Origin of the sequence: uncultured Legionella sp., from assembly GCF_937871865.1 — a bacterium.
Lineage (GTDB): Bacteria > Pseudomonadota > Gammaproteobacteria > Legionellales > Legionellaceae > Legionella.
Genome location: NZ_CALMPD010000198.1, coordinates 1 through 12,717 on the forward strand (window position 1 = coordinate 1; position 12,717 = coordinate 12,717).

The following is a 12,717-nucleotide window of genomic DNA, read 5'->3' on the forward strand; positions in this document are numbered from 1 at the left end:
TGAGCTTTTTCAGAGCCATTGCTAATAATCAATTTATCGTGTGTTGGCTATACTTAATAATAATCCGATTGCTGCGGTAAGAACCGCTCTTTTTAAATGAACCCTCTTTATCTTCATGTCCTTATGCTATATCAGTTTTAACATTATCCAGTGGGGCATAGATTGCTTCGCCTTAACTATCCAGAATAACACGCAAAAAAATAACCGCAAAATAGTTTAAACCGTGGACAACAAGGAGGCTGGTTATTATCGAGTTTTTTCGAATAATTGTATAAAAAGCATAAGGTTTCTGCTTGGAAGTTATCAATACTATACCTTACTTGTTCTGATTCTTTGTACATCTAAACGCGTAGAGGCTGTGCTGCCTTATAGAAATAAACACGTTGTAGGCCTGATTAAGTATACTAATCAGGTCTTGTCTATAAGAGGTAGTCAACGTATTTTATATTTTGTCACTATTGCCCGAATAAGGTTCAGTATGGATTGTGTTATACTGATGCACCGAGGCAAGCCTCCATTGAGTCTGCAAGCCATCGGTGGGTGTATTGTCAGTAATTATATGTCTAGGATACAGACATGGCTAATATAGAACGGCGTGCCACTTCTCCTGCTTCATTTCCTGGTATAGATAAAGCATCGACCATTTTGCCTTCTTTGAATAGAGTAATTGGTGGGGCTCGGTGAACTATACCTATAGCTTGATCTGCCCGGGTAGGATTTGTTAATTGCTTACCTTTTCTGTAACAATAGTCAGCTTTCGAATGCCCATCTAAATCAGGAGCAAATTCGTTTTTCTTAAAATCAACAACCATCATTTTGCGATAGCTGTTTTCAGCCGAATAATTTTTTTGTGCCTCTTGACCGTAAAATCCCCATTTTATTAAAAATGATTCAAATTGCTTTTCCCAAGAATCGTGCAATCCGCGCCCAAAACAGGATCATCTACTGGATTTTTTTGTCGCCCTAAAATAAAGTCCAGTATTTGCTCAAAAAAAGTTCCTTTATGTTGTTCTCGATAAGCTCTTCTGTTTGCTTCGGGAGAAATGACGACGGAATAATTTCTCTTTTCTCGAGGCAAACTGAAAAAAGCATGTCCGGTATCTAAATCCCAATTAGAACCCCATGTTCCTAACTTAATGAACGGCAGGCAGAGCGTGCTAATAAAGCGAGAAAAATAATTATCACCTAAGGCACGGTTGAAGTAATCTCTACCGACTTGAGTGGTCGAAGCAAAAGTACGCGATGCATATAAACCACCTAAAGTTTGTCTTTCCTTGGGATTATCAATTTTAGGTAACCTATGAAAATGTGCTGCCACATGGCTGGCAATACTGCCTCCCAAGGAAACGCCATGCAATACTATTTTGGAGTGAGGAACTCCTTGATCCAGTAATGATTGTACCTGCGTAATGCCTGAATCAATGAGATCCTGGGCTATTTTTACTTGTCCTTCACTATTTAATACACCTGGATAGTTAAATTGAATTGAGGTTACTGGAACATCATCTTTAGTATAGCTTAACAAATCCTCTGCGATTTGTTGGTAGTTTTGTTGAAAACTCTCTCCATTACCACTGAAATAAAGAACTCGAAGATGATCATCCTTATTCTTTTCCGTAACAAGTTTATTTGAGGCTTCAGTTGTTTCAATAGTGATTTTCTCATTACGAAGCATCATTGAAACCGGTTTTTCTACAAATTGAATGGTTCCATTAGATGATTGGTATATTGGGTTATAATTCTTCAAGGCTCTGTATTGTTTATATATAATATTATCAATAGTTATGATGCCTGGTCGATTCACCGGATCAATCGATGGCTTATTATAACCAGCAGGGAAAATCAACGGGCCTAAAGTTTCACCCAGAACTATTGATGGGGTAATTTGGTAGTGTTTGTTTTCGCTATTTGCTGAGTAGGCGATAATCTTTCCAATTGCTCCTCCAATTAAAGTGGTATCCAAAAAGAAATATCGTATTAGCCATTTTAATTTTGAATCAGAATTTGTAAAGTCTTCCCAGGCTGTTGTTTTGGGTTCTGATGTTTTATTTAATGTTTTGAAAAAGGTAGCTATGTATGCATGTTCTTCTTGTAGAGAACGTTCTGATAATTTGTTTTTTGCTGAAAGAATTTTCTTAGTGTTTTCTGTTTCAATGTACTCAATTTCTTCGTGATAAAACTTATCATTTTCTCTGTATAGCTTTATTTCTTTATTAATCGTTTGATCATTTTTATCTTTGGCAAATCGAATAATGATGGTTTCATCAAATTGATTTTTATCAAATATTGTCTGAAATTCTTCGAAAGTAAGTCTCATCTGTTCACCTCTTTGATTTGTTGGGCAAATTATATGCTCAAATTACTTGATAAGCATCAATATTTTCATATTTGAGACTTAGTGATTTCAAATTGGTCAGTTTTGGGTTTAATTCCTGGCGTCTAACTAAAATCCAGAAATAGAGGGGCATGATCGGATACTTCATCATTCATTACTTTGAACTGGTTAATGGTGATTTCCGGTGAGGTTAAAATGTAATCGGCATATTTTTCTTCTTTGGTATAAAAACTCGTTCTGGTTGAGCGAATATTGTAGGCAGTAACCAGATTTATCATACCTTGTTCTAAAATCTTAATGCTTTCTGTATCCGGCCTTAAATTAAAATCACCACATAAAATCTTGGGGGTATTGATGGTATCCATGAATTGACGAATGCGTTGTGATTGAGTGATGCGTTCAGGTGTATCTTTTTTCCCTTGCCCATTCCATAAACCATGGACATTCAATACAGAATATATTTTATTTTCGATTTTACATTCAATCCATTGTAAATTTCTATCGTGATTATGGCCTATTCCTGGATAGTGTTGTTTCTGATGAATGTTAATGTCACCTTCACCAATGATGTCTATATTGTTTTTAATCAAAAGAGCAATACCATACACATTTTCGACTGCGGGTTTAAAAATTGCATAATGCTGAGGTAATAGTTTTTGCAAATCAGCGAAAATATTGAGGCTTATTTCTCGTTCCTTATTATTGAGAGTGCGATGAGCATTGAAGTAGACCTCTTGTAAACAAAAAATATCGGTATCTCGATTGTTATGGATAAACTTAAGGAGCTGATTTCTAAGATGTCCTCCCCAAATATTTAAAGTAATTAATTTCATTTAAGCCGTTCTCTGATAACTTCGGATTGTTAGATTTGACAGAATGCTATTTCCATATCAATTGATTTATCTCTAATTTCATGGGCAGTTATTAATTCATAAAGCCTGATTGTTAAACTATGATGCCCTAATTGTAATTTAGGAGTAATCCCCATCGATTTATCCATTTTTAATAAAATCATATGATTTGCGGATCTTGGAGATATGTTGTGTTGATAAAAACCATTAACTGCGGTTATTGGAATATAATGAGTTGCTTCCCGTAATAAGGATAAATAAATAGAAACAGTGTCCTCCAAATCCTTTAACGAATTGACCCATTGAGTAATTGTTTTTTGTCTTATATCTGGTTCTGATTCAAACCATAACACTAAATGAGGTGAGTTAAATTCACATTCTTTGGTATTGGGGTGATGGATTTGTCTCAGTGTTCTTAAGAATTCGTCATCCTGGATTGAAGTACTAAATCGTCCCGAAACGTGGTTTAGTCTATGAATTTGCGTTTCCAAATCATCGAATAACTGATCATTCTTTAAAAAATCCGGTTTTTTTAAAGCATGCTCAATTCTGATTAACTCTTTAATAAAGCGACTTTTTAGCTCAGGTTTTTCGATGATATTGATTATTTCTATGATGTTTTTTAATGCGAATCGATGAATGACTTCATGAGATTCACTGCATGCTTGATTTATTGTTTTAAATAAAAACTCCAAGCGTAGGGCTATTCGTGATAAAGAATGCGTGGCCAGTTGAAAGGTAATTGTGTTGTCATACATATAATAAAGCCGTCCTTAGCATCACCGGGCATTTAGGGGCGGTTGATGGTTTCTATTCGTTCGCTCCAAAAACAAACTGAACTTCAGCGTTCCGACGCTCTAAAATCGCTCTATTTTGGCTCAAACTAACTAAATGTCAACAGCCCAGGCATTTTTTAATAAATTGGGTATATTTCGTTTTGCTAGACTTTTTGAGTAGTTGTTAAATTAGATAGAGGCTACTCAATACACTACCGAATCAGGTAGAATTATCGCATTATTGAATCGTGTTAGACTAGCATAAAAGCTATTGAAAACAAACGATTTTTAAATGTACTACGGCTCCAAACCTTAAATAATAGTTCAGCTAATGGATAATTTTGTTTTGCCTATTAAGATGCCGCATCTTAATGGGACTGTCATGGATTTGATTTATTCAAATATTTAAAATGTAGCTCGCTAACCGCCTCTTTTAATTCATCCTGATTTGAGTCATTAACGAGCACATCATCGGCACATTTTAAACGTTCACGAATATTCGGTTGTACTGATATAATCGCCAAGGCTTGTTCTTTAGTACAGTGATCTCTCATCATTACACGTTTTATTTGGATGTCTAACGAAGAAGTTACTAATAATATACGATTAAGATAAGGGTAATTTTTTTTATCAATTAACAAAGGAATTTCAACCACGCAATAGGGCGTAGTGCATAATTGTATTTGTTGCTCAAGTTCCTGCCTGATTAATGGGTGTAATAACCGCTCCAACCAAACTCGCTCATCAGGATTTGTAAAAATATGTTCCCTTAGTTGGCGTCGGTTTAATTCGCCATTTTCAAGAATTATTTTTGTTCCAAAATGACTAATAATTTCTTTGTAGGCTATGGTGTTTGGTGCTGTGAGTTCTCTCGAAACCTGGTCTGCATTAATTATTTTAATTCCCAATTCGGAAAATAAGTTAGCAACAGTTGATTTACCGCTGGCAATATTACCTGTTAGGCCTACGCAATATATCATTGAAGAAGTACTCCCTCGTTGAAATTCCTGCAGGTAACCATATTGATGTAGCAGGTATCGGGTACCGTGCTGTTTTCTCTGCAATAAGCTCTTGCTGCAAGAGCGGCATCGTCGCGTTGCGAATAAAAATTACTGAACCATGGTTCAGCTGTTTGATCCAGGGCGGTGCAACGCCATAAGGGTTTGGTACTCATTCCTCTGTAAAACCCTTCGCAATCAGATTTTGCTGCCTTACAGCTTGCAGGGAATTCACTTTCTTTTTTGCATGCGTCAAAAGCTATGTTTATAGCAACTTTCTGATAACTATTCCTTGCTGTCCATTCTCTATCAGTTTTGTCACGAGTAATGCATTGCCAATAACTTCCTTCTTCGTTTGCTGATGCAGTAAAACCTGTGACAGGCAGTACTATAAAAAGACAATAAAAAATAATAGGTTTCATTCTTTTTCTCCCTTTAGAAGCGTTAGTAGCTTTTCAATTGATACTGCTTTTGAAAAATACCAACCTTGTAACAATTGAACTCCATTATCAGATAAATAGTTAACTTGCTCTTCAGTTTCAACGCCTTCTGCGATAATGATCAAGTTTAATCCTTTAGCCATCTGAATGATTGCATCATTTAACGATTCTGTAATCGCTTTAGTTCCTATCGCTTGTATAAACAGTTTATCAATTTTCAAATAATTGAACGGAAAGTGCTGTAAATAACTGATACTGGCGTGTCCTGTTCCATAATCATCAACTGCCAGAGAGTATCCCTCTGACCGTAATTTTTGCATTGTTCCAATAAAAATACTGTTGTTTTTATCTAATAATTCTCTCTCAGTAATTTCAAGCAGTATTTGATTGGGGTTTACTGCAAATTGTTTGATAAGAATATTAAATGTATCGAAAAAAACGGGATCAGTAAAATGCCATGCTGAAAGATTGAAGGCAAGATGAAAATCAGGATCATCTTTCAACAGCGATTCGATTTCTTTTAAAGAAATTTCTACAATTTGCAGGGTGATAGGGATAATCAAACCACTTGCTTCTGCTTCTGAAATAAATAGATCAGGCATAATGAGTTGATCCTCACTATCTTTCCATCTTACCAGCACTTCAACACCACTTAATCTATCTTTTTCACAATGATACAGAGGTTGGTATTCTGGATAAAATTCATTATTTTTTATCGCTGCTTTTAATGCTCCCTGTAATGAATAACGATTAGTGATGATCTTTTTAAATAGGAAATACATGATAATCGAACTGCATAAAATAAAAAGAGATGCCAGGAATTCACTTTGCCATAATTTATTTAATACGGTGCTTTTTTTCTCAAAAACCACGATTCCTACACCATCTATACTCTGTGTTTTATCAATGGAATAAAGTAAATTGGTATTCAGTGGCGTTTGAGTATTGAGGTTATTACTTACTACCCATCTGTTATGGCTTGTACTTTTTTCGATTCTGATAATGTTCTTTTTTTCAGAGCTATTGTATAGCGCAATAGAGTCTGCTGCTTTATCCGTGGTTTTTAACACATTTTGTAGTATCGAGCTCACTACAAAAATACCTATATGGTAATTGCCCATTTTTTGTTGAATGAGAAATAAAGATTCATCAAATACTGATAATTTGAATGGTCCTGTGATAGTCCGGGCTCTCGTTGATGCTGAGATTATCGTTTCATCTTCCGGCAGCGTGGAACAGATAAATTGTTTTTTATTATCAACAATAGATAAAGCCGCAATATTGGGAATATTAAGCACTATATGTTGTAAATAGGGATATAAGCCTGATTTACAGTCTGTAAGATTCTTGCCATAAATAGGCAATGTATATACTTCTTGAAATAAATCCTCAACGAAACCGTCTACATGATTGCTGATCGTCGAGGCCAGGTTAGATAACTCATTATAAGAACGGTTAAGACTTAAAGTCCAATTGATGTACAATGTGAACGAAAGCAAGATTATAGTAATCAAAATCCAGAAAAATTTGAATTGTTTGATAATAATTAATAATATTGCTTTTAATAGCTTAGTCATGTTCCTGGGCATTTAAATAGCCAGCTTCTATTGAGTTTAGTGTGATTTTGGCTAGATTCCCAATAATTTCCGGATCGGTGTTTAACGGAGGTAGCCAATAGAGTGTATTTCCAATAGGGCGTATTAAGGCTCCATATTTTAAGGCTTGTTGATAAATTTCATTACCAATTCGGTATTTACCTATATCTATAAGGTCTGCTGCAACAACTGCCCCTAAACCACGAACGTTCTTTAACTTACCTGATTGCTCAGCTATATGATGCATGTTACGTAACATTTCATCGCCGAGTTGTTGGGTTTTATCTATTATCTGTTCATCATACATCGTTTTAATTGTAGCTAATGCAGCACAGACAGCCAAGGGGTTTCCACTATAAGTATGCGAATGTAAGAAGGATTTTCCTGATTTATAATCCGCATAAAAAAGATCAAAGATGTTACTGTCAATCATGACACAACTAAGTGGGAGACTACCTGAGGTGAGTCCTTTGGAAAGGCAGACAAGATCGGGGTTTATGCTGGCATGATTACATGCTAGCCATTTCCCCGTACGTCCCATCCCCGTCATAATTTCATCCGCTATCAGATAGATGTCGTTTGCTTTTGCCCAGTCAGAAAGCTTTTTTAGAAAATCGGCACTATAGCAGAGCATTCCTCCTGCTCCCTGGATGATAGGTTCCAGAATAAGCGCACAGACTTGATCGCTCACTTTATTCAGTTGCTGCTCTACGATATGCCAGTAGTCATTACAATCAGCCCATAGGGGATCTGTTTTATCCGATATATAAGGGATATTTTGTATAAAATGACACGTTACTCCAAATGATTCATAAGGTGCTTTATAAAGCCCAAGGTCGCTAACACTCATGGTTCCAAGTGTTTCCCCATGATATCCATTTTTAAGAGCAATAAATTGATTTTTATTTTTGTGTCCCTTAATTTGTGTTGCATGAATGGCTAGCTTCATTGCAATTTCTACTGCACTTGCTCCATCACTGGCAAAAAATGCATGCTGGTTTCCGGTTATTTCAGCTAAATGCTCGCCCAGCTCGGCTAACGGTGGGTGGGTGGTATTGGCACCAATAACATGTTCAAAACGATTCATTTGCATATTGATTGCACTCATCACTGCTGGGTGCCCATGACCTAAGGATTTACACCACCAGCTTGAAATGGAGTCGATGAGTTTTCCCTTATCCGTGTAAAGATAGCTGCCTTCGGCTCTTTCAATCACTAAAGGAGGGCAGGCTTCAAAATCCTTCATTTGGGAGCAAGGGTGCCAAATATGTTTTAAATCTTTTTCAATAAGTTGATTCATGTTGACCATTTTTATAAATTTTGGTTGACAAGTGTTGGCGTGACTTTATCATGTTCGCTATTATGAATAAAAGGGGATAGTGGTGGCTGAAGGTAAGAAAAATTGGACTACAACTGAGATATCAGAGATCTATCAACAACCATTTAATGATTTACTGTATAAAGCGCATACCTTACACAGACAATATCATGATTCAAATTCATTACAGTTCGCGACCTTGCTAAGTATTAAAACGGGGGCATGTCCGGAAGATTGTGGTTACTGTGCCCAAAGTGGTTTAGCAAAGACCCATGTGGAAAAAGAAAAGTTGATGTCTGTTGCAGAAGTACTTAAAAGTGCTCAAGAAGCTAAAGAGGGTGGTGCAAAACGTTTTTGTATGGGAGCTGCATGGCGATGTCCTCCTGAGAAAGTAATGCCTGAATTAAAAGAAATGATACAGGGCGTTAAATCCATGGGTTTAGAAACCTGTATGACCTTGGGAATGCTCAATCAGGAGCAGGCAGAGAGCTTGAAAGAAGCTGGCCTGGATTTTTATAATCATAATATTGATACTTCTCCCTCCTATTATGAAAAAGTCGTCACCAGCCGTAAATTCAGTGATCGTCTTGATACTTTGAATCATGTCCGTGCAGCGGGGATCAATGTCTGTTGCGGTGGAATTCTTGGCTTAGGTGAGACGCGCGAAGATCGTATCGAGTTTTTGTTGACTTTGGCCAATATGGAAACTCCTCCGGAAAGTGTTCCTATTAATCGGTTGATTCCTGTCGAAGGAACGCGACTTGCGAAAGCAGAACCTGTAGAAGGTATTGAATTAGTTCGAACCATTGCAACTGCCAGAGTGATTATGCCTCAAAGTGTCATTCGACTTACTGCTGGACGAACTGAAATGAGTGATGAGCTGCAAGCTTTATGCTTTTTTGCTGGTGCTAATTCTGTATTTATTGGTGATAAATTATTAACAGAAGCCAATCCGCAGCGCGTAAAAGATAAAACTTTATTTAATAAATTGGGCCTAACCGAGATGGTTTAATGACTCTAAATATTCGAATAAAAGAGTTTACAGAGCAATTAAAGCAAAAAGGTTTATTGAGAGCTCGGCAGGTTTCGTTGCCTGCTGAATCCGATATGACTCATTTTGATAGTAACGATTATCTTTCGTTAACTACAGACAAACGCATTGCAACAGCATATCAGAATGGTTATAAATTATATCCCTGCGGTAGTGGCGCTTCAATGCTACTCAGCGGATATCATCCTAACCATCAAGCCGTTGAACGGGCTTTTTCTGAGTTATTGTCCGTTGATGACTGTATTTTGTTTTCTTCTGGTTATGCCGCAAATTTAGCTATTACTGCTTTGATTGGGCGTATAAAAGCTCATTGTCTTATCGATAAAGCATTGCATGCCTCGGTTTATGACGGTTTAGCCTTATCTCAAGTGTGTTTTACACGATATCACCATAATGATGTCGATGATTTGGTGCTCAAATTAAATTCAGTACCATCTGCGTCAGTATTATTTACCGAGGGAATTTTTAGTATGAGTGGGCAGATTGCACCATTAAAGCTGATTTCAGAATTATGTACAGGCAAGAATGCAGGGCTTTTTGTTGATGAAGCACATTCTTTCGGCGTTATCGGCCCTCAGGGCAAAGGTGCTACAGTACATTATGGTTTAACCCAGGCTGAGGTCCCTTTACGAGTCATTCCTTTGGGTAAAGCATTCGCCTCACAAGGAGCTGTTGTTGCTGGAGATAAAGAATGGATAAATGGATTATTACAAGCGGGGCGATCCATGATTTATTCGACGGGTATCAGTCCCGCGTTAAGTTATGGGTTACTAAATACTCTGCATGTAGTATTTCAGGCTGACGACAGGCGATTGAAACTGTCTCGATTAATTAGCTATTTTAAGACCCTGATCAAAAGCTCGCCTTTAAGTTGGGGGGAGTCTTCTACTCAAATACAACAACTCCAGTTAGGATGCCCTCATCTGGCGATGTTTTATGCGCAGGAACTTAAGCGAAACGGCATCAGCTGTTTTCCTGTACGTTCTCCTACCGTAACGGTTAAAGCTACGGGCTTGCGGATTATTTTAAATTTTAATCATCAAGAAGAAGACATTAATAATTTATTCAACACCTTACATCAAATTTATGAAAATACACTTAACTAGTTATGGCTCCGGAATACCTTTAGTTTTCTTTCATGGCTGGGGGTTTGATGGTCAGATTTGGCAGTCCTTAGTGCCTTACTTCATTGATTCCTATCAGGTTTTTCTTGTTGATCTACCAGGTTTTGGTTTAACACCTATGCAAGAATGGAATGATTTCAAGGAGAATCTATTAGCAAGCTTGCCTGAACAATTTATTGTTGCAGGCTGGTCTATGGGTGGTTTATTTGCCACTCGACTGGCAATTGAAGAACAGAACAGAATAATAAAACTGATCAATATTGCCTCATCACCAAGATTCATTTCTGATACTGAGTGGCCAGGAGTGCCCAGAGAGGTTTTTGTCGCCTTTTACGAAAATCTGGTGCGAGATATTAGTAAAACTTTGCAGGAGTTTATCCAGTTACAGGTGAATAAAAAAACACTTCAATTACCTGCATTCTCCATGCCTTCTAAAGAGGGATTGGATTCAGGTTTAAGAATTTTGGATGATTGGGATCTCAGAAGGGACTTAGCGGAACTTAAAATTCCTACTTGTTTTATGTTTGGACGCTTAGATCCCATAACACCGGTAAAAACCATGAATTTTATGCAATCTGTTTATCCTGATTTCAAATATGTATTGTTTAGCAAAGCAGCTCATATGCCCTTTTTATCGCATACAGAGTTATTTGTTGATGAGTTTTTAGAGTTTATCCAATGAAAAGATATTTTATAACAGGCACCGATACCGATTGTGGTAAAACGTATGTTACCCGAAAATTGACTGAATTTGTTCCCAATTCCGCTGCAATTAAACCCGTGGCCAGTGGGTGTACTTTTATAGATGGTGAGTTGATTAGCTCTGATGCACAAGAATTGATGCACACCAGCACACTAACCATGCAGCAAATTAATCCCTGGAGGTTTAAATTACCTGTTTCTCCTCATATTGCTGCCAAACAAGATGGTACGCATCTGAGCGCCGATGAGCTGGCACAATATTGTACCCGTCTGGAGTTGCCGCAAACGGATACCCTTTTTATTGAAGGAGCGGGGGGATTAATGGTTCCTTTGAATGAAGAGGAGACCTGGCTTGATTTTCTCAAATGTACGGAAATACCGATTATTTTAGTGGTCGGAATGAAACTTGGCTGTATTAATCATGCATTGTTGACGTCACTGGTTTTAAAATCAAACAAATTGAGTTGTGCGGGATGGATTGCCAATTGCCTGGATAAAGACATGTTGGCACTTGAGGAGAATATTCAAACCTTGAAATCTAAATTGGATATTCCTTTATTGGCAACCGTTCCCTTTGGAGGGACATTTACGGTAATTAATTTTGACTGCTTTTAAAAAGCACCTAACCAGGTTGTATTGCATGATACTGATTCTATACGACCTTATTAATCATATGTTTAAAGTCCTTATAGATGAATATGTTCAGGGTGTCACTTCTTGCTTCTACTGCTGTCCCTTATATTCATGAGCTGATTGAATCACATTTTCTTCATCAAGTTCTAATTGAGGTCTGAATAGACTATGTTTACTTAGAACAGACTTGGTATCGCTTATTGATGGCAGACCTGCACTTATTAAGGAACCAGATAAAGCCGCACCTACAACTGCTGTTAGCGATAGTGCACCTAACCCCATGCTAGCGCCGATAAGTAGACCTATTACTGCACCAGCTACGAATCCAATTGCCGCAAAAAGAACAGTTTCAATTACCTTCGGAAGCACACTCGACTTAGAAGAGCAGTATTGCTCATAACGGCTTATAGCCTCCATTGCTTCTGAAGCAGGCATAGATCGTACTGATTTTACCATTAAAATGGTTTCTCTGAGCGTTTGCATCGTCTGACTGGGTTGTATTTCTGCCGGTGATTTTTGATTTGCTTCTTGTCTGGCTACATCTTGTTCCAAATCAACTCGCAAAACACGCAATGCATTTGCCAGTTTAAATGCATTTGCATCCGAAGTTGTTTCTAATGCTTCAATATGTTGATTTAATTCATTAAAATATAGTTCGGGTAGCAACACCATCGTTGTTAATATGTCGTGATCACCATATTTGTAGAAATCGCCACTATAGTAACCTTTTTGATGATTCTTAATTAATCTAGACAAAAGAAATCCATCGGAGCCACATCTAATCCTTGTAGAATGTCCCAACGTTGATCAGGTGAAAGACGTATAAGTAATGCGTGACATCGATCGCTGCGAGCCATGGATAGCCGAAGGCTAGGGCGAGTAGTCCCTGGTAGC

The 12,717-nt window shown here is 37.4% G+C and carries 13 protein-coding genes; 4 read left to right on the forward strand and 9 right to left on the reverse strand.

All coding sequences use genetic code 11. The features are described 5' to 3' along the window. Positions 1-563: 563 nt before the first annotated feature. The 8 genes from Q0495_RS10675 to bioA all read right to left on the reverse strand — a co-directional run bounded on the left by Q0495_RS10675 (position 564) and on the right by bioA (position 8,304). Positions 564-920 carry a hypothetical protein gene (locus Q0495_RS10675; protein WP_298625959.1) on the reverse strand — a complete coding sequence of 119 codons (357 nt, stop codon included), beginning with the start codon at positions 918-920 and terminating at the stop codon, positions 564-566. After that, the gene (locus tag Q0495_RS10680) at positions 881-2,317 is read right to left on the reverse strand and encodes a hypothetical protein (RefSeq protein ID WP_298625961.1); all 1,437 of its coding nucleotides are present in this window, start codon (positions 2,315-2,317) and stop codon (positions 881-883) included. The genes Q0495_RS10675 and Q0495_RS10680 overlap by 40 nt, the downstream gene beginning before the upstream one ends. A 122-nt stretch (positions 2,318-2,439) precedes the next feature. After that, positions 2,440-3,168, reverse strand: a complete 729-nt coding sequence (locus tag Q0495_RS10685) for an endonuclease/exonuclease/phosphatase family protein (RefSeq protein ID WP_298625963.1) — start codon at positions 3,166-3,168, stop codon at positions 2,440-2,442. A gap of 29 nt (positions 3,169-3,197) precedes the next feature. Then, positions 3,198-3,944, reverse strand: coding sequence for a cell division protein ZapD (zapD, locus tag Q0495_RS10690; RefSeq protein ID WP_298625966.1), 747 nt, complete (start codon positions 3,942-3,944; stop codon positions 3,198-3,200). Between the two features lie 398 nt (positions 3,945-4,342). After that, the gene (gene coaE, locus Q0495_RS10695; protein WP_298625968.1) at positions 4,343-4,942 is read right to left on the reverse strand and encodes a dephospho-CoA kinase; all 600 of its coding nucleotides are present in this window, start codon (positions 4,940-4,942) and stop codon (positions 4,343-4,345) included. Beyond that, on the reverse strand, positions 4,939-5,382 hold the full coding sequence (locus Q0495_RS10700; protein WP_298625970.1) for a hypothetical protein: 444 nt from the start codon (positions 5,380-5,382) through the stop codon (positions 4,939-4,941). The genes coaE and Q0495_RS10700 overlap by 4 nt, the downstream gene beginning before the upstream one ends. Beyond that, positions 5,379-6,977 (reverse strand): EAL domain-containing protein, encoded by a 1,599-nt coding sequence (locus Q0495_RS10705; RefSeq protein WP_298625972.1) that lies wholly within the window; start codon positions 6,975-6,977, stop codon positions 5,379-5,381. The genes Q0495_RS10700 and Q0495_RS10705 overlap by 4 nt, the downstream gene beginning before the upstream one ends. Further along, positions 6,970-8,304, reverse strand: coding sequence for an adenosylmethionine--8-amino-7-oxononanoate transaminase (bioA, locus tag Q0495_RS10710; protein ID WP_367274409.1), 1,335 nt, complete (start codon positions 8,302-8,304; stop codon positions 6,970-6,972). The genes Q0495_RS10705 and bioA overlap by 8 nt, the downstream gene beginning before the upstream one ends. Positions 8,305-8,377: 73 nt before the next feature. Between bioA and bioB the strand changes: the two genes are divergently transcribed. From bioB to bioD, 4 genes are read left to right on the forward strand one after another with little or no spacing between them, the layout of a single operon-like run. Beyond that, complete coding sequence (gene bioB, locus Q0495_RS10715) at positions 8,378-9,325, forward strand: biotin synthase BioB (RefSeq protein ID WP_298625977.1); 948 nt, start codon at positions 8,378-8,380, stop codon at positions 9,323-9,325. Then, entirely contained in the window at positions 9,325-10,470 is a 1,146-nt protein-coding gene (locus Q0495_RS10720; protein WP_298625979.1) for an aminotransferase class I/II-fold pyridoxal phosphate-dependent enzyme, read from the forward strand. The genes bioB and Q0495_RS10720 overlap by 1 nt, the downstream gene beginning before the upstream one ends. After that, the gene (locus Q0495_RS10725; RefSeq protein ID WP_298625982.1) at positions 10,451-11,170 is read left to right on the forward strand and encodes an alpha/beta fold hydrolase; all 720 of its coding nucleotides are present in this window, start codon (positions 10,451-10,453) and stop codon (positions 11,168-11,170) included. The genes Q0495_RS10720 and Q0495_RS10725 overlap by 20 nt, the downstream gene beginning before the upstream one ends. Then, positions 11,167-11,805, forward strand: coding sequence for a dethiobiotin synthase (bioD, locus tag Q0495_RS10730; protein WP_298625985.1), 639 nt, complete (start codon positions 11,167-11,169; stop codon positions 11,803-11,805). Before Q0495_RS10725 ends, bioD begins: the two co-directional genes overlap by 4 nt. A 108-nt stretch (positions 11,806-11,913) precedes the next feature. On the opposite strand, the gene Q0495_RS10735 is transcribed toward bioD, so the two are convergent. After that, the gene (locus tag Q0495_RS10735; RefSeq protein WP_298625987.1) at positions 11,914-12,579 is read right to left on the reverse strand and encodes a glycine zipper family protein; all 666 of its coding nucleotides are present in this window, start codon (positions 12,577-12,579) and stop codon (positions 11,914-11,916) included. Between the last annotated feature and the right edge of the window lie 138 nt (positions 12,580-12,717).

Bases quoted from the DNA above. Each gene is read 5' to 3' on its own strand.
- Q0495_RS10720 (WP_298625979.1), top strand. From the start codon at position 9,325: ATGACTCTAAATATTCGAATAAAAGAGTTTACAGAGCAATTAAAGCAA.
- Q0495_RS10705 (WP_298625972.1), bottom strand. From the start codon at position 6,977: ATGACTAAGCTATTAAAAGCAATATTATTAATTATTATCAAACAATTC.
- Q0495_RS10725 (WP_298625982.1), top strand. From the start codon at position 10,451: ATGAAAATACACTTAACTAGTTATGGCTCCGGAATACCTTTAGTTTTC.
- bioA (WP_367274409.1), bottom strand. From the start codon at position 8,304: ATGGTCAACATGAATCAACTTATTGAAAAAGATTTAAAACATATTTGG.
- Q0495_RS10680 (WP_298625961.1), bottom strand. From the start codon at position 2,317: ATGAGACTTACTTTCGAAGAATTTCAGACAATATTTGATAAAAATCAA.
- Q0495_RS10685 (WP_298625963.1), bottom strand. From the start codon at position 3,168: ATGAAATTAATTACTTTAAATATTTGGGGAGGACATCTTAGAAATCAG.
- zapD (WP_298625966.1), bottom strand. From the start codon at position 3,944: ATGTATGACAACACAATTACCTTTCAACTGGCCACGCATTCTTTATCA.
- bioD (WP_298625985.1), top strand. From the start codon at position 11,167: ATGAAAAGATATTTTATAACAGGCACCGATACCGATTGTGGTAAAACG.
- Q0495_RS10700 (WP_298625970.1), bottom strand. From the start codon at position 5,382: ATGAAACCTATTATTTTTTATTGTCTTTTTATAGTACTGCCTGTCACA.
- coaE (WP_298625968.1), bottom strand. From the start codon at position 4,942: ATGATATATTGCGTAGGCCTAACAGGTAATATTGCCAGCGGTAAATCA.